Raw genomic sequence first — 18256 nt, 5'->3', positions numbered from 1 at the left:
CGAAGTGTTGATTTCTTGGCTTGCAGTGGTTAAAATATTTTTGATGCGTGAGCGAATTCCAAATGAATATCAATATTTTCTTTGGCGGTTTATCAAACAATTTTTCCTTCCATCTTTACTTATATTTACAGCGAAAATTTCAAGATAAAATATTTTCTCTATCATGCGAAGATGCAAAGAAAACTTTTAGTGTCTTTGCGAGAGAAAAAAAATATATGTTCGTCATACAAGAAAATACACTTACACAAGAACCATCTCCACTCATTGAAGTTCCTTCAAAACCAATGCAACGGCGACCGGAATGGTTGAAAGCGAAGCCGCCGCTCGGTGAAGGATATGCGCAATTGAAAAATATAATGGAGAAAAACAAACTTCATACGGTGTGCGAAGAAGCGCGATGTCCGAATGTTGGCGAATGTTGGAACAGCGGCACTGCAACGTTTATGATTCTCGGTGATGTATGCACGCGCAGTTGTGGATTTTGCAACGTGAAAACCGGTTTGCCGACAGAACTTGATGCCGATGAACCGCGCCGCGTTGCAGAAGCAGTGAAGTTGATGAAGTTGCAGCACGCAGTAATTACTTCGGTGAATCGTGATGAATTATATGATGGCGGCTCTTTTATTTTTGCTGAAACAATTCGTGAAGTGCGAAAACAAAATCCGCATACGACAATTGAAGTATTGATTCCCGATTTTAAAGGCGATGAATTTGCGTTAGTGAACGTGCTTGATGCATTCCCCGATATTTTGAATCACAATATGGAAACGGTTCCGCGATTGTATTCAACAGTTCGTCCGCAAGCAAAGTATGAGCGAAGTTTGGAATTACTTTCCCGCGCAAAAGAACGCGGCTTTAAAACAAAAACGGGAATTATGGTTGGACTTGGTGAACACGAAGAGGAAGTGTTGCAAACAATGAAAGAAATTTCTGACACGAAATGCGATATACTTACAATCGGACAATATTTACAACCGACAAAACAACATTTACCGGTTGCGCGTTTTGTTCATCCCGACGAATTTGCGATGTATAAAATTGCAGGAATGGAAATGGGATTTCAACACGTGGAAAGCGGACCGCTTGTGAGAAGTTCGTATCACGCGGCGAAGCATGTGTAATTGATAGAGGTTAACAATGATGAAATACGTACTCATACTTTCATTTCTTTTATGTATAAATCAAAGTGTGAAAGTACAAGGTTGCAGCGATGCTGGATTTTGCACAACGGTTTAACAAGAAGTTATGTGTTGACAGCAGAATGTAGAGTAAAATTTTAATCACACAAAAGATGATTTGAAAACGAAGAGAAAATTATCGTTCCTCGTTAGTATTTCATCGAAACACAGTGTTTGTTTTATAAAAAATTCCGTTCGTATTTTTTCACCGAAAAATTTTTTCGACAACAATTTGGAGTTTGCTATGGTTCTTGCATCAGAAGTAAAAGTTGGTACCATTTTACAGTTTGACGATAAATTGTTTCGCGCACTCGAAGTTATTCGTCACTCGGGAAGCGGACAAATGCATGGATTCATTGAGTTGAAATTGCTTGATTTGAAATTTCACCACATTGCAGATAAGCGATTCAAACATAGTGATAAACTTGACGATATTGAACTCGCAAAAAAAATAATGGAATATCTTTACAGCGACAGCGATAACTTTTATTTTATGGATACTGTAACATTTGAACAATGTACTGTTCCTTCATCAGTCGTTGGAAATTATGGAAAGTTTATGAAAGAGGGAACAAATTTTACTGTCGAGTTACACGGAGAAGAAGCGATTGCGATACAACTTCCCAAATTTTCCGAAGTAATAATTGTTTCCACCGGCGAAGGAATACGAGATGGACAAGATAATACGATGAAATCTGCAACGCTTGAAAACGGATTGGAAATTTTTGTTCCGCAATTTATTGAAACGGGAGACGTGATTCGTGTTGATACGGAAAAACTTAAGTATCACGAACGCGTTACTTCAAAAAAAATATGAAATTTCTTTCGTAAGAAATTGAGATTGTTACGGTTTGTACGTAAAAGAATTGGTGAATACAGACCGTAGGATGAAGTACGTATTTACTCGTTCCCCTTGCACGGGAAGAAATAGTTTATCGAACGTAACAGTCGTTTGTTCCGTAGCGTTACTATCGCCTATGGTTTGAAATGCTACGGGAATGTGAAGAGGAGTTTCAGGAAACGAATAAAAGGTGAATTTGATTTTATCGTGCGACTGTGTGTAGAGAAACGGCGTTTCAATATTTCGAAATGAGCCGTTGTTACATTGATAAACAACATCAACAACATAGGGTTTTTCTGTTGTTGAAATGTGCAACGTAATGTTGTACGTAATCGTATCATTTCTTTGTGAAATTTCTTTCTCCCGTTCCAACGTAACCCACGAATGTTTCAATGAATCAGTGAACGGAAGCGAAAGGTTAAGTATTTTTTTCTGAATCGTCGTATCATACGTTGCGGTTTTCAATTGCACATCGCTCAAGTAATCATTGCTTTTAACAGTGATGCTTTGTTTTCCCGAATTCCCATCGAAATGTTCTTCTATTTTTACTTTTCGTTCCAATCTTCGCGTGTAACTTTCATTGGTTGAAGTCCAAAATATCATTCCCAAAAAAACCAATCCTAAAATCATTCCCACGTTGTTGGAACGAAAATATTGAACGAGAAATTGTATCTGCGTTGAATTTCTATAAATAACAGCGAGCGCAAAACAAAAAGGAATAACAGCAAGCGAAACAACAAATACTGCGATGACGTTGTAGAGTACAATCGGTAATGTTTCATTGAGCAATTCTCCGCTGCTTGCAACTGTTCGCGCGATAAAATTAAACCATTCGGAAAAAATGATACGCATAGCAAAAAAGAAACCTATGACAACCAACACAAACTGAAGTATTCCGTTTTTAAAAAATACACTGAGCGATATCATCAATAAGAAAAATACGGGATACAGCGAAAGTTTAACGTTTCCATTCGTAGCAAGTAACGTAAGAAGTATGAGATATATACTGACAGTTCGAAAGTACGGAACGGATGACGGTGATAAAGATAATTTTTGGGAAAATTGAAGTACAAACCACAAACCAAATAATCCTGCGATGAATGAGAGAAGTACATAGGGAAACGGTTGAGCAAACCACGGATAGCGCGTTCCAGTAATCCAAACTAATACATCGGGAAGTAACCACGCAACAGCGGAAATCAATAATGCAACTATAATAAGTTTTAAACTGGGAATGCGATATTTTTTCACAACCAATGATTCGGATGAAAGTTCAATCCTTTTCTGTTCACGAGTACGTAGGACGAAATAGGCAACAAGAGTCAATACAAATGTCAGTATAAGAAGAAGCCAGAGTGTTTCTAAAGAAAAGAAGAAAACTCTGTTCCAGATTTTATAGAGCCAATATTGTGTAGGTTTCCCTTGAGGAACTCCTGCATCAAATCGTTCGACAAGTTTTTGCACAACAAGTCCACTGCGATACAATCCGCGCTGATCAAAATTTTTCCAGTTATCCAACGGCGTATGAATTGGGTTATCAATATCAGTTGTAAAATCAATTGCAGGAATTCCTTTTCTCAAAAAAGATTCGTGGTCGGAACCTGCACCGCTTCGCATTGCATAATTAAATGCAAAGAAATGCGTCGGATATCGTAATCCTGAAAATCCAAGCGAAGTGAACACATCAGAACTTGCACGCACAAGCCATTCCGGCGCACTTATTCCGTATGTATCGCCATCGAGGTCAATAATATCCAAGCCGTTTGCCATATCAATTTGCAACATCAGTTGTACGTTGTCAATGTTTTCAAAATGGTCGGCGAAATATTTTGAACCCTCTAATCCACGCTCTTCACCGCCGAAGCAACAAAAGATAAGCGTAGATTTCATCGTTCTTTTTCCGAATACTCGCGAAAGTTCCATCACACAAGCAGTTCCAGAACCGTCGTCGTCCGTTCCGGGAATTTCGGGACCGGAAGTATCCAAATGTCCGCCGATAATAATACTTCGAGCCGAAGTACCGTTTTGAATTCCCACAGCAATTCCGCTTGTTGTATTTTCAGAACTCGTGCGCGTCATTGGCATTATGTACGCAGTGTCGCATCCGTATTCAAGAAATTTTTCGACTGCATATTGTAACGCTTGTTGTTCCTCCGGCGAACCCATCGGACGAGGTCCAATTTTTTCGGAAATGTGATAAAGAATCTTCGCCGCATTTTGTTGAGAAAAATCTTCTTGAGAAAACAAAAGAGTCGGGCAGAATATTAGTACAAGAGAAAAGATTCGTTTCATTTTTATTAAGAAAGAAGTTTGGGAATAAATTATCGTAAACGGCGTTCAAAGAATGAGAGAAGCGTATTGTCATACTTTTTACCTGCAACTTCACGAACATTTGCATGTCCCGCATTTTCAACGGTAAAAATTTCTTTGGGTGCATTAGTATTTTCATATAACAATTCAGAATAATGCGGATGAATTTTTGTGTCTTGTTTTCCGACGATGTACAGAATGGGAACGGAGATATTTTTTACTGATGCAAGCGGATGCACAGATTTTGCTTCGAATAATGCTATGGATTCTGCGCGCGCAATGATTGCGTTGCGAAGATAATGGAACGGAAGTTTGATGATGCGTTTCTGGTAATCATCAAAAATACTGCGAAGCGAAGCAAAGGAATTTTCTGCAACAACTACGGAAATGCGTTGATCAATTGCTGCAGTTTGTAATGCAATGGCGGCTCCCATCGAAAGACCGAACACTCCGATTTTTCCAACATTAAAATCTTTTTTAGAAAAAAGAAAATCAAGCACAAGTTGCACGTCGTATTTTTCGTAGTAGCCATACGTGCAGTATTTACCCTCGCTTTCGCCGTGCGCGCGAAGGTCAAACATTGCAACATTGTAACCGTTTTCACATAATAATTTTGCTAACGGAAGTCCTAATGCTTTATTGTCGCCGATGCCGTGTAAATACAGTATTGTTCCTTTCGGTGGTGTGTCGGAAGCAATATACCAGCCGCGAAGGAGCAATGAATCTTTGGTAGTAATTGTGAAGTGTTCGAACGGCAATCCGACTTCAGTAGGAAATGCGGGCATTCCTTTTTGATGGAAAGACAAGGAATGTGTTCTTTCGGGTTGCAAGAGAATTTTTGTTCCCACAAAAACCATAGCAAGAGAAAAAACGAGGAGAAGAAAGAGTAAAAAAAACGTTACGTATATAAATATCATCGCTGAATGGGTAAAATATACGAAGCGTCATAGGGAAAAAAAGAAAAACAAACCGGAAATTTTTGAAGTTGAACTTTGGAAAAAATACCATAAAACAATCCGAAGCCAAAAAAAATGAAAAGAATGAAGAAATAAATTGTTTCTCACAATTCACTTTTGTAATTTTTACCCGATTTTTTATAGAAAAAAATGTAGTTGCGCCAGTAGCTCAACTGGATAGAGCATCAGCCTACGAAGCTGAGGGTTAGGGGTTCGACTCCCTTCTGGCGCACGAATGAAAAAAGTTCTCAACCAGTTTTCATAATTCACTCAATATTATTCATTTCATCAACAGAGGAAATCTTTATGTTCTCTAAATCAACTTATTATTTTTTATTTGCTCTTGTGCTCGTTACAATAAGTTTTTCTTTTCTCGCTGCTCAAACGCGAGATGAAAAAGACGAATTGATGTGGAGTCGTATTCGGAAATCGAATACTGTTCCAACAGAAAACACAACAGTTATTCCCGTTTCCGTATCAACTGAAATACGGAAAGTTCAAACGCAAAACGGTGTTGCCGTTGTTTATCCGAATATTCCCGTACATCCAAGTTCGGTTTCTACGCAAAGCGAACTTTCAATAATCACGCATCCGACAAATCCCAATATAGTGCTTGGCGGCTCCAATGCGGCAGAGATTACCAGTATAGATTGGATAAGTCAAGGATGGTATATTTCGACGAACGGCGGAACAACTTGGCGTGGAAGCGATACTCTTCCTCCCCATCTTCCGCAATTTACCCTTTATACCTCTGACCCAGCGGTTGCTATTGATTTACAAGGAAATATGTATTTCAATACGTTATTGTACGGCGGATCTGCTGGTGATGTTGTAACGACGAAATCCACCGATATGGGAACAACGTGGTCATCGTTTGCAGCGGTTCCGAATACAACAACCGGAGAAGATAAAAATCATTTTGTTTGCGATGTTAATCCTTCAAGTAATTATGTAGGGTATCTTTATACAGCATATACGGAATTTGATTTAACTCCCCGTAAAATAAATTTTTCCCGCTCAACAAATGGAGGCGCAACATTTTCTGCTCCTCTTGCAATGTCTGAGCCTGCAGGTTACGGTTTAGACCAAGGTGTAAATATGGCAATAGGTCCAAACGGAGAAGTATATGTTGCTTACACAAGTTATACAACTGGGTTAACACAAAGCAATATTTCTTTAAAAAAATCTACAGATGGAGGAGCAACTTTCGGCTCACAAATAAACATCGTTTCTGCACAAGCGGATCCACGAGGTACTTTAAACAAAGGAGGAAACAGTGTACGTGCAAATGGATTTCCTTCTCTCTCCGTTGATAGAAGCAATGGTTCTCGAAGAGGATGGGTTTATGCTGTTTGGGGAAGTAAAGTGAGTGGAAATCCCGATGTCGTGTTCGCTCGCTCCGTTGATGGCGGAAATACATGGAGTGTTCCGAAAAAAGTTTCCCAGGAAAATACCAATTTAGACCAATGGCACGGATGGACAGCGTGCGATCCTTCGACGGGCGCATTATACGTTATGTATTATGACAGTAGAAATTATCCCGCAAACGATTCTGCACAAGTTTATCTCTCGCGTTCGCTTGACGGAGGAGATACATTTGAAGATGTACTCATCAGCGACCATGCATTTCTTCCGAAATCCATCGTTGGGCTTGCAGGAGGATATATGGGCGACTATAATGGAGTTACAGCAAACGGCGGAATTGTCTACTGTTTTTGGAACGATAACAGAACGGGACATCATCAAGCGTATGTTGGAAAAGCAATCTTTGGACCTACGATTGAACACGAAGAATTAGGAAATACTGAAGATTTGAATGGTCCTTATGTAGTTGAAGCAAGTATATCTTCTTCAGGGGTTCCGTTGAATCCTTCGAGTGTTAAATTGTTTTGGACGAGCGGAACAGTTTTTTCCGATTCATTGCAAATGACGCATACAACTGGTGATATGTTTGAAGGAAATATTCCCGGAAACGGGCAATCGGCAGATTATCGTTATTATATTCAAGCAAGTGATTCGATTGGCGGAACATCGAAACTTCCTGCTGGCGCGCCCACTGATTATTTTATGTTTTCTGCTGCAACCGATACCATTCCTCCTGTTATTGCGCACGATGCTCTCGGCAATCAATATTTGGAAGAATGGCCGCAAGAAATTGAAGCGGAAGTAATGGACAACATCGGCATTGATTCCGTTTGGTGTGTATGGGAAGTGAATAGCGCAAGCGGTGCTTTCGTTCTTCAAGCAAGTGAATACGGAATGTATGTCGGTGAATTTTATACCGATACCGTTACTCTCAATGTCGGCGACGATTTTCATTATATTCTTTATGCAAAAGATGCCGGCTCCGGTGGTTTAATTGCAAGATATCCTGCAACAGGAAGTTTCACTTTTGAATTTATTGCAGATACCGTTGCTCCAACCGTTGAACATTCCGCACTTCGCGACCAACCTAAGATGCGATGGCCCTCGACAGTAAAAGCAATAGTCGAAGATGTACTTGGAATCGAGAACGTTAATGTAGAATGGTACAAGAATGACATTTCCAACGCCACTTCATTTGAATTAACAAACACCAATGACAACAGATACGAAGGCACATTTAATTCTGATACAAACTCTGTTGCTATTGGCGATTCGATTTTCTATCGCGTGAAAGCAACCGACGCTTCCAATAGTGGAAACGTTACGTATGTTCCCGCAGAAGGATATTACAAGTTCTATATTATCGCAACAAAAGGTTTCGCTCTTGTTATTGACGACGATAATTTAGGAATGAAACGTTCGCATAGTAAAAGAATTATCAGCAAACTTGACACCGATACGATTAGCGCTCAGGGTTCTGCGCAACTTTTTGTCAATACATTAACCGAAGTTGGTTTTATTGTTGATACAATGAAAGTTCCCAACGTTGATACTACCAACTGGGACAACTACGATATTCTTGTTTGGTCGCACGGGCGTTCAAGTTCTCCTGCTGACCAGGTAATGTGGCGCAATGCAATGATTTCACGCGTGCTTCGTGGAATGAGTGTTATCGTTGAAGGCGGTGATATCGGATGGCAATATATGAGTTCAACTCCTGATGTTTCATTTGCGACCAATGTTTTGCATTGCAACGACTTTGTAACCGAAGGTTCAACATTAGCCAATCCAATGTTGAAGGACGGATCGCATCCTCTTGCAACAACACCAAATTCGCTCCCTGCAACATTTACTCTTGAACCTGGAAGTTTTGTTGGCGTGTACGACCGCGATGGAAATCAACCGATGCCCGATGCGGCTCTTGTGTATAAATGGAGTGGTACAGATACGCTCGCTTCAATTGTTGCTTGGGACGATACACCAAATCCGATTCGCGGACGTGTCGTGTATATTTCGTTCAATATCAACAACGTTGTAAAAGAAGAATCCACGCACGTGAAACATCTTATCGAAAATGCTGCCGATTGGCTTGTTGGATCTGAACCATTGCCAACGGGTTCATTGAGCGGAACAGTTACCTTGAACAATGCACCCAACAATGCCGGTGCAATGGTTCGCATCAAAGGACCTGCGCGAGACGAAACAATCGAAACACCGGCAAGCGGCGAATATATGTTCCAAAATCTCTATCCCGGAACACACAAAGTGTATGTGTGGAAACAGGCATACTATCCTGCACTCGACTACAAAGTTGTAACCGTAGGAAGCGACCCGGTTCTTAATATCAATTTCTCATTAACTCCGACGGCACCCGTGAGTGGAAAAGTTACATTACAAGGAGCGCCGAATAATAGCGGTGCTACCGTGCAAATTGTCGGTCCCGGTATCAACTATGAAATCATTACTCCCGAAAGCGGTAATTATCAGTTCTCCGGATTGAACGGCGGAACGCATAAAATTTACGCCTGGAAAACAGGATTCTATCCGTACAAAGATAGTTTAACCGTTTATGTTTCTACGGATACGTTGACGAACAATAATTTCCTCTTTGCGCCGATTGTTCCCGGTATTCTTTTCGGAAATGTTACATTAACCGATACGAATAATCATAGCGGCGTTACTGTTTCGGTTGTGAACCAAAATCTTTCTACTGTTACAACAATTAACGGAAGTTATATTATTCAAAACACTATGCCCGGCGCATTGAATATCCGTTTCAGCAAAGAAGGTTACCGAAGAAAAGACACGGTTGCAACAATGCCAAACGGCGGTTTCATTACAATGAACGTTACACTCGATGCAACTTCTGGAATTGTTCTGATTATTGACGATGATAATTTAAACGGTGAAGAACGAATCAAAGAACCAAATGGCGCATCCCATGATACAATAAATACCGGCGGTTCGGCGCAACTCTTTGCTTCTACGCTGAGTGAACTTGGCTACACTGTTGAAGTGCGTACTGTTCCGCAGGTTGATACATCTGGTTGGGACGGCTACGATTTCGTAATATGGTCGCACGGACGTTCAAGTTCTCCCGCCGATTCTGTAAAATGGAGAAGAGCAATGAGTAATCTCGTGCAAAACGGTGGCAAACTTATTATTGAAGGCGGCGATATCGGCTGGCAATATATGAGTTCGACACCCGACGTTGATTTTGCGACGTATGCAATGCGCTGCAACGACTTTATTACCGAAACATCTACGCTTGCAAATCCGCTTAAGAATGCATTCGACCATCCGCTTGTTTCTACTCCGAATCAACTTCCCGATATATTCACATTAGACGCTATTGCTGGTGTGTATGACCGCGACGGCAATCTACCTGGGGAAGGAGCAATTCCAGTCTATGTTTGGCAAGGCAATTTGAATACATCTTCACTCGTTGCGTGGGAAGCGTCATCCAATCCACTGGATGCGAGAGTTGTATATATGTCATTCAACATTAATAACGTAGTGAAAGAAGAATCACTTACCGTAAAAGCATTGATTGAAAACTCTGCGAAATGGTTAAACACCGGCGGAACTGTCGGAATAGAAACCAAACCCGTTCGTATTCCGACTGAGTTTGCGTTGGAACAAAACTATCCGAATCCGTTTAACCCGACAACAAATATTCGATTTGCGTTGCCCGTTGAATCGTTTGTAACAATCAGCGTGTATAATGTTGTTGGACAAAAAGTAGCAACGGTACTGAACGGAACTCTTGGCGCTGGATATAGAACTGTTGAATGGAATTCATCCGCAACCCTTTCGAGCGGTGTGTATTTCTATCGCATTGATGCTGTTCCAACAAACGGAGCGAAATCCTTTACAAAAATCAATAAAATGGTTTTGATGAAGTAGTAAAAATTTCGTAAGACGAAGAAACCTTCAAGGTTGAAGAAACCTTGAAGGTTTTTTTTGTTTAATGATGATGAATTGAAAAATGGAGTAACCAACAACAGCGAATGAAAAGTAAAAAATTGTCGAGTGGTTGAAAATGAAAAAGCGATTTCTTTTTATCGAAATCGCTTTTAAATATTTTCTCTCGCAAAGTCGCCTAGATGCAAAAAGAACTTAATGGCAGCTTCGCGTCTTTGCGTGAGAATAATCTACAACACCGCTTTCACATCAAAGTTTTCAATGTTGCGAATCACTGCTTCGAGAAATTGTCCACCGAGTGCGCCGTCAATAATGCGATGGTCAAACGAAAGTGTGAAATACGATAGGGAGCGAATCGCAATTGCATCATTCATCACCACCGGTTGCTTTGTGATTGCGCCAACTCCCATAATTGCAACTTGCGGTTGTGCAATAATCGGCGTTCCGAGTAATGTTCCAAAAACTCCGTAATTTGAAAAAGTAAATGTTCCACCTTCGATATCGCTTGGCGATAATTTTTTGTTGCGTGTTCGGATTGCTAAATCATTGATTTGCCGCGCAAGTCCGAGAAAATTTTTCTCGTCAGCATTTTTTATTACAGGAACAATCAAACCATTATCAGATGCAACTGCCATTCCGAGATTGACAAATTTTTTCAAAATAATTTTGTCCCCTTCAATTGATGCATTTACCAGCGGAAATTCTTTCAGCGCTTTTGTAATTGCATCAGCGATAAACGGTGTGTACGTGAGTTTAAATCCTTCTCTTTTTTCAAATGACGCTCCGTTTGCTTCGCGGAATTTTACCAAGTTCGTAAAATCGCACGAGTGAATTGCAAACACGTGAGGCGAAGTTTGAACGCTGCGCACCATATGTTCCGCCATTTTTTGAATGACGTTCGACATTTGCAAAACCTCATATTGTGGCGCAGGATAACGTTGTGCAAGTTCGCCGCTATCAATGTGTTTCAATGTTGATTCAATGCGTGACGTTGGAGATGCAACACTTGGTTTCACTCCACCTGCAGCGCGTTGTGTTATGTATGCGAGAATATCTTTTTTCGAAACACGCCCATCTTGTCCGGTCCCGGGAATATGTTCCAACTCGCTCATCGAAATTCCTTCGGTGCGAGCAATGTTCAACACAAGCGGAGAATAAAATCTTCCATCCATTTTTTGTTCTACAACTTTTTGAACAACTGGGGCAGAAACAGCTATCGGTTTTGGTGTTTCAACTTTTGGTGATTCTGTTTTTGTTGGAGTTGGTTTTGCTTCAACAACTTTCGCAGTTTCTTTTGGAGTATTTTCAATCACTGCAGCAGAAGCATCGGTTTCGATAATTGCAATCGTTGTTTTTATCGGAACAACTTTCCCTTCTTCAAAAAATAATTTTGTAACAACGCCGGAAACAGGAGATGGAATTTCCGAATCAACTTTGTCAGTGGAAATTTCTAAAAGCGTTTCATCTTTTTTGATGGTATCGCCGGGTTTCTTGAGCCATTTGATAATTGTGCCTTCGGTTAAACTTTCGCCGAGTTGCGGCATGGGGATTTCTGTTTTTGCCATAATGTGTTTCTATTCTTTTGTGATTATACTTTTTGTTTTAAATTTTTCTTGTCAATTAAACTTTTTTTTCACTTGAAAAAATTCCAAATGTCAAATTTCAAATAACAAACGAATTCAAAATTTCAAATTTGTTATTTTGAATTTTGTTTGTTATTTGCGCTCTATATTTGGAAGAAAATATTTTCTATGCCGCAAGTTCCAACGGTCTCATTACACTGATTTCATTCAGCATAGCAAGTTTCGTTGCATCAAGAACTTCTATTTCAAGCGGTAATCCTTCTCTATCGAGATGAAGAATAACGCCTTCTTTTAAATCAACAGAATCGTTTGGTGTTCCATCTCTCAATTCGATAAGAAGTATATCAGTTTCTTTTGAGTATCGTATCTTCATAAATATTGTTTCCTAAAAAATATCTTTCTGAATATGGAAAATAAATTGTAATCAGCATTGGAAGTCCGTCTTCGTATTCATACACTGCTCTTAGCAAATGTTTATCATATCTTCGATGTGCAATAAACCTTTCATAGTGTCCTGAAAGAACTTCTTCTGGGAAAAGCAATGTTTCAATAACGATTTCATTTTCAGTTTTCCACTTGTTTATTCTTTCGATGCTATGAAAAGAAAAGAGAATTTTTACAATTTCATTTTGAACATTGACAACAAAAATTTTTCCTTTGTGATGAGATTGTATCTCTATAATTTTAAAAGACATTGAATCGTCACCTCAAAACTCATTCAACTCTCTCAACGCTTTCACGACTTTTTCCGTATTCGGAAGAAAATATTCTTCCAACGTTGGTGCAAACGGAATCGGCGCATCAAGCGAAGCAACACGTTTAATCGGCGCATCGAGATACTGAAAACAATGAGCCGAAATAAGCGCGGCAATTTCTCCGCCAATTCCACCGGTCAATGTGTCTTCGTGAACGAGCAAAACTTTTCCCGTTTTTTTTACCGAAGAATAAATTGCTTCCGTATCGAGCGGCATCAAACTTCGCAAATCCAAAACTTCAACGTCGATATTTTCCTTCGTAAGAATTTCTGCCGCTTCTAAACTCCAATGCACTCCCGTTCCGTATGTAATAATCGAAATATCATTGCCGCTTCGCTTCACATCCGCTTTACCGATTTCAACAATGTAATCATCGCTCGGAATTTCTCCTTTGATGCGGCGATATAAATATTTCGATTCAAAATACAACACGGGATTGTTATCGCGAATCGCCGCTTTGAGTAATCCTTTCGCATCGTACGGCGTTGATGGCGCAACAAGTTTCAAACCCGGCGTATGAAAAAACCACGCTTCGGGATTGATAGAGTGATACGGTCCGCCGTGAATTCCTCCACCGCTCGGAAGCCGCACCACCATTGGCACGGGAATATTCCATCGCCAATAAATTTTTGCCGCGTTGTTCACGAGTTGATTAAATCCGCTCGTGATAAAATCCGCAAACTGGATTTCCGCAACCGGTCGCATTCCCACTACTGCCGCTCCCGTTGCCGCTCCGATGATTGCTTCTTCCGCAAGAACTGTATCAATCACGCGCTCTTCGCCAAACTTTTCGACAAACCCTTTCGTTACTTTGAATGCGCCGCCGTACACACCAATATCTTCGCCGAGAAGAAAAACGTTTTTGTCGCGTTCCATTTCTTCCCACAACGCTTCGGAAATTGCTTCGATGTATGTTAGAGTTTTCAAAGAAACTGTTTTATGATAGTTTTAATGGTCTGTGAAGCGATGTGAATTTATCTCTAAATCTGTTTCTGTTATCAAATAACAATTTATCAAGAGTTTTACTAGCACCAATTTCTTCTTTCAAGATTTCAATGAGCCGCTTCCACTCTCTTTTATTTGACTTATAAGATTTCCAAGACATCATAAAGTCAAAATGTTGTCCGTGGCGAAAAATTCTTCCTGGAAGTGGACCATGATTTCCTATTAAAATTCCATATCGCAAATATGGGTGAACATTTTTGTGTGTCAAAGATTTCTGACTATATGTAATCACATCGTGAGTTGTAATTTTATCAATTTTTGCTTCAATGACTACTCTCGGCTTCCACTTATTTGAACCTAATATTTCATATACCAAAATATCTGTTTCGTAATCAGTAATACTTTGCTCTTCCGGTTCATCTTCTATATAGTTTAATATTTCGTAAGAATAAGCAAGGCGTTTACCATCACTTACTCGAAGATTATCATTATACTGTCGAAGTGTTCGTTCGATTTTGGTTGTAATAGTTTTTACCCATCTTTCTTCTTTAGTCATATTTTTGTCAAAAAAGTATTTATAGAATTTTAGATTATTAGTCAGCAAAAACTCCGAGCGCTGCTTCTTCGCCATTCGGATATGGTTCATTCACTGCAAACTCAACTGCATCATCAATCTGTAATTTTATTTCTGTAAAAATTTCTTTCTTCTTTTTATCCGAAAGAATTTTTTCTGCAACTAATTTCTTTTCGTAATTCGCAATCGGGTCTTTCTTTTTCCATTGCGTAAGTAATTGTTTCGGAACATAAAACATATCGTCGTGAATTGCGTGTCCTTGCATTCGCATCGTAACGCTTTCAATCAATGTTGGTCCTTCGCCGTTGCGCGCTCGTTCTATTGCTTGCTTCGTTGTTTCATACACGAGTTCAACATCGGTTCCATCAATCGTAACGCCGGGAATTCCGTATCCAATCGCGCGCGAAGAAAGTTTTTCCACAATAAATTGTTTTGCAATCGGTGTTGAATATGCGAACTGATTATTTTCAATAATCAACACGAGCGGAAGTTTCATCACCGAAGCCATTACAAGCGCTTCGTGAAAATCGCCAATGCTTGCGCCGCCATCGCCAATGTAATTCAACACGACGGCATTTTCTTTTCGCATTTTGCTTGCAAGCGCAACGCCATTCGCAAGCGGAATCATCGCACCGAGCGGAGAAATGTTTCCATAAATTTTCAATTTCGCATCGGCATAATGTCCCGTTCCGTCACGACCGCGAGCGGGAGAACTTGCACGCGCGAGATATTGCAGCATAATGTTGCGCGGCGTTTGTCCTTTTACAAAATGCGCGCCGATATCTCTGTGCATCGGAAAAAGATAATCGTGTTTCTCCAATGCGAATGCGCTTCCGATTGCTGTTGCTTCGTTTCCTTCGCTGCTGTATGCGCCGCCGACAACTTTCCCTTGACGATACAGTTTGAACACAGCATTTTCAAATTCGCGCATCAACACCATAAACGAATACAGTTTCAATTTCTGTTCAGCAGAAATTTTTGAAGAAACTGTTTGTGTTGGTTTCTTTTTCGAAATGGATTTTGAAATTGGTTTAGGCAAAACTGAATATGTATATTTTTTTAGCCACGGATTTCACGAATTTACACTAATTACTATTCGTGATAATTAGTGGAATTCGTGGCAATTTATTATTTTAATACGCCGCCAATTTCTCCAATGCAATCACAATATCGTGCGCTTGCGGAAGAACATCCATTTCGATTGATGGCGCATACGGAACAGGAGAATCTTTTGCCGCGACACGCATAATAGGTCCATCTAAATATTCAAACGCTTCGCTCGCAACAATTGCCGCAAGTTCACCGCCAAATCCACTAAACATTGTTTCTTCGTGAACACACAATACTTTTCCGGTTTTCTTTGCTGATTTCAAAATCGTATCGTAATCAAGTGGATTTAGTGTTCGCAAATCAACAACTTCAACACTCACGCCTTTTTCTTCCATTGTTCGCGCGGCTTCGAGTGAACGCTGCACCATCATTCCGTAGGTAAGAATTGTAATGTCGTCGCCGGCTTTTCTTACTTTCGCAATGCCAAACGGAAGAACATAATTTGCATCGGGTTCCGGCGTTGCGGCAAAGTTTTGACGATACATTCCTTTGTGTTCCAAAAATATTACCGGGTCATCGCAACGGCAAGCATATTTCAACAACCCTTTTGCATCGGCAGAAGTTGAAGGAAACACAACGCGCAATCCGGGAATGTGCGTAAAGAAACTTTCAATAGATTGACTATGATACACGCCGCCGTGAATATATCCTCCCGTCGCAATACGAATCACGAGCGGACAACCCCACACGCCATTTGAACGATAGCGTAACATTGCAATTTCGTTTCTGATTTGCATAAACGCGGGCCAAACATAATCGCCAAATTGAATTTCCACAACTGCTTTAGAATCGCCTCGAAGTCCAAGTCCCATCGCAAGTCCCGCTATACTCGCTTCAGCAATCGGCGAATTGAAAACTCTCTCTGCGCCAAACTTATCCGTAAGTCCACGGGTTGCAGTGAACACGCCACCTTTTTTTCCGGCAACATCTTCACCGAAAATCAGCATCTTCGGATTGTGCTCCAATTCTTCTGCAAGCGCATGATTGATTGCATCAACGAGAACGATATTATTTCCCGTGTGTTCCGGCTCGATAAAATTTTCTTTCGATACAACTTCGAGCGGCGAATACACGTGCATTTGCGATGTTGATGGTTCCGGCTCAGGAGATTTTTCTGCGTAGTCTGCGGCTTCGTTCAATTCTTTCATCACATCTTCTTGCAAAGCAACTAATTCTTTTTCCGAAAGAAGTTTTTGTTCGAGAAGATATTTCTCAAAACGTGGAATCGGGTCTTTCTTTTTATCTTCTTCCATTTCTTCTTGCGCACGATATTTTTTCTGATCGTCGGAGGATGAGTGAGAAAGCAGACGTACGCAATCGCTCCAAATCAAAACTGGTCCTTCACCGCTTCGTAATTTTTTAATTGCATCAGTCGCTGTGTTATACATTTCAAAAAAATCAACACCGTTTGAGTGATACCGATGAAGTCCTTTGTATCCTTCCGTCAATGTAAAAATTGAACCGGTGGTAACTTGTTCGTGCAATGGAACAGAAATCGAAAAGCGATTATTCTGAATATGAAACAACACGGGAAGTTTGTCGCGTGTTGACCAATTGAGCGCTTCCCAAAATTCACCTTCGCTCGTTGTTCCTTCGCCGGAAGAAGTATAAACAATTTCGTCACTCTTATTTTTTCGTGCTCCCATTGCAGTTCCAACCGCTTCGAGAAATTGCGTTCCCGTGCAACTCGATTGCGATGGAATGCGAAGCGATTTGCTGCTGTAATGACACGGCATCATTCGTCCGCCGTGATTCGGGTCTTCAGCACGATGAAGTGCAGAAAGCAAAATATCTTTCGCCGTTTCGCCGTAACCAAGCGCAAACGTGATGTCGCGATAATATGGATATGCCCAATCGTAGCCGGGTTTCATTGCCATTGCAACTGCTATTTGTGCGGCTTCGTGTCCCGGCGCGCCGATATGGAAAAATTGTTTTCCTTGTTTGGAATACGTGAGTTGTTTCTCATCGAGTTTACGAGAGAGATACATTGTGCGATATGCGTGAAGAATTTTTTTCTTCGTCAATCCGCTGAGCGCATCAACAAATTCTTTCGGCGCTTTTCCGTTTGAACTTTTGATTGGTGATTTTTTCTGATCCGTTATTTTCGCTTTCGCCGAAGACTTCGCAGCGGCTTTTTTAGTTATGGGCATTTACTATTTCTTGTGATTGTTCTTGTAATTGTATTTTAAACTTGTATTTATTCTGCAACTAAATTTTCTGTTGCAAAATTGAAGATGTCACTTTTTGAATACCGTTCTGTTGCATCAAGAATTTCCAAACCAATAAGTTTTCCTTTCTCGTCAAAATCAATATTCAATCCTTCTTCAGTTTCTTTTGTTTTGAAAACATGTTTTTCTTGAAGTCGAATGTATAACGCATCAACTTCTTTATCGTATTCTATTTTCATTTACAGGTCCCTCTAAAAACATTATCTGCGAACATCTGCGAGATTTGCGGGAGACTGTTTCCCGCAGATTTCGCTAATTGCCGCAGATAGAAATTGTTGAGAATATAGTTTTTAGAGTTCCCTTACAAAACTATTTCAGTGGTTTCTTGATATGTCAGCGAACGAAGAGTTGTTACGTCTATACTTTCCGCTTTCACCGAAAACACTTTTTCAAAATTTCTGATTACGCTTTCTTCAACTTCATTCATCGCAATTTTCTTTCCGAGAAGTTTTTCGAGCGATGTAACTCCTTTGTGAAAAATTCCGCA

General features: G+C 40.3%; 13 protein-coding genes and 1 tRNA gene. 4 read left to right on the top strand and 10 right to left on the bottom strand.

Going from position 1 to position 18256, the window contains the following annotated elements; genetic code table 11:
* Positions 1–215: 215 nt before the first annotated feature.
* The gene (gene lipA / locus FJ218_07685; GenBank protein ID MBM4166776.1) at positions 216–1121 is read left to right on the top strand and encodes a lipoyl synthase; all 906 of its coding nucleotides are present in this window, start codon (positions 216–218) and stop codon (positions 1119–1121) included.
* A gap of 301 nt (positions 1122–1422) precedes the next feature.
* Positions 1423–1995 (top strand): elongation factor P, encoded by a 573-nt coding sequence (locus FJ218_07680; GenBank protein MBM4166775.1) that lies wholly within the window; start codon positions 1423–1425, stop codon positions 1993–1995.
* A 27-nt stretch (positions 1996–2022) separates the two neighbouring features.
* On the opposite strand, the gene FJ218_07675 is transcribed toward FJ218_07680, so the two are convergent.
* Positions 2023–4311, bottom strand: a complete 2289-nt coding sequence (locus FJ218_07675; GenBank protein ID MBM4166774.1) for a M28 family peptidase — start codon at positions 4309–4311, stop codon at positions 2023–2025.
* Positions 4312–4340: 29 nt separating this feature from the next.
* Positions 4341–5246 (bottom strand): alpha/beta fold hydrolase, encoded by a 906-nt coding sequence (locus FJ218_07670; GenBank protein MBM4166773.1) that lies wholly within the window; start codon positions 5244–5246, stop codon positions 4341–4343.
* 197 nt (positions 5247–5443) lie between these two features.
* Here FJ218_07670 and FJ218_07665 point away from each other — a divergent pair.
* A tRNA-Arg gene (locus FJ218_07665) sits at positions 5444–5520 on the top strand.
* A 71-nt stretch (positions 5521–5591) separates the two neighbouring features.
* Positions 5592–10556 (top strand): T9SS type A sorting domain-containing protein, encoded by a 4965-nt coding sequence (locus FJ218_07660; GenBank protein ID MBM4166772.1) that lies wholly within the window; start codon positions 5592–5594, stop codon positions 10554–10556.
* A 248-nt stretch (positions 10557–10804) separates the two neighbouring features.
* On the opposite strand, the gene FJ218_07655 is transcribed toward FJ218_07660, so the two are convergent.
* From FJ218_07655 to FJ218_07620, 8 genes are all read right to left on the bottom strand, one after another.
* On the bottom strand, positions 10805–12139 hold the full coding sequence (locus FJ218_07655) for a 2-oxo acid dehydrogenase subunit E2 (protein ID MBM4166771.1): 1335 nt from the start codon (positions 12137–12139) through the stop codon (positions 10805–10807).
* A gap of 184 nt (positions 12140–12323) precedes the next feature.
* The gene (locus FJ218_07650; protein ID MBM4166770.1) at positions 12324–12530 is read right to left on the bottom strand and encodes a DUF2283 domain-containing protein; all 207 of its coding nucleotides are present in this window, start codon (positions 12528–12530) and stop codon (positions 12324–12326) included.
* The gene (locus tag FJ218_07645) at positions 12502–12714 is read right to left on the bottom strand and encodes a hypothetical protein (protein ID MBM4166769.1); all 213 of its coding nucleotides are present in this window, start codon (positions 12712–12714) and stop codon (positions 12502–12504) included. The genes FJ218_07650 and FJ218_07645 overlap by 29 nt, the downstream gene beginning before the upstream one ends.
* Before the next feature lie 150 nt (positions 12715–12864).
* Positions 12865–13839 carry an alpha-ketoacid dehydrogenase subunit beta gene (locus FJ218_07640; protein MBM4166768.1) on the bottom strand — a complete coding sequence of 325 codons (975 nt, stop codon included), beginning with the start codon at positions 13837–13839 and terminating at the stop codon, positions 12865–12867.
* A 10-nt stretch (positions 13840–13849) separates the two neighbouring features.
* Positions 13850–14413 carry a hypothetical protein gene (locus FJ218_07635; GenBank protein MBM4166767.1) on the bottom strand — a complete coding sequence of 188 codons (564 nt, stop codon included), beginning with the start codon at positions 14411–14413 and terminating at the stop codon, positions 13850–13852.
* 37 nt (positions 14414–14450) lie between these two features.
* Positions 14451–15470 (bottom strand): thiamine pyrophosphate-dependent dehydrogenase E1 component subunit alpha, encoded by a 1020-nt coding sequence (locus FJ218_07630; protein MBM4166766.1) that lies wholly within the window; start codon positions 15468–15470, stop codon positions 14451–14453.
* 94 nt (positions 15471–15564) lie between these two features.
* Positions 15565–17691, bottom strand: a complete 2127-nt coding sequence (locus FJ218_07625) for a tungsten formylmethanofuran dehydrogenase (protein ID MBM4166765.1) — start codon at positions 17689–17691, stop codon at positions 15565–15567.
* Between the two features lie 47 nt (positions 17692–17738).
* Positions 17739–17948: a DUF2283 domain-containing protein gene (locus tag FJ218_07620; GenBank protein ID MBM4166764.1), complete on the bottom strand. Its 210-nt coding sequence runs from the start codon at positions 17946–17948 to the stop codon at positions 17739–17741.
* Positions 17949–18256 lie beyond the last annotated feature (308 nt).

It is taken from the genome of Ignavibacteria bacterium (assembly GCA_016873775.1).
Classification (GTDB): Bacteria; Bacteroidota; Ignavibacteria; order UBA10030; family F1-140-MAGs086; genus JAGXRH01.
Note: the sequence above shows the minus strand (reverse complement) of the source record. Positions and strands in the feature narration are given on the sequence as shown.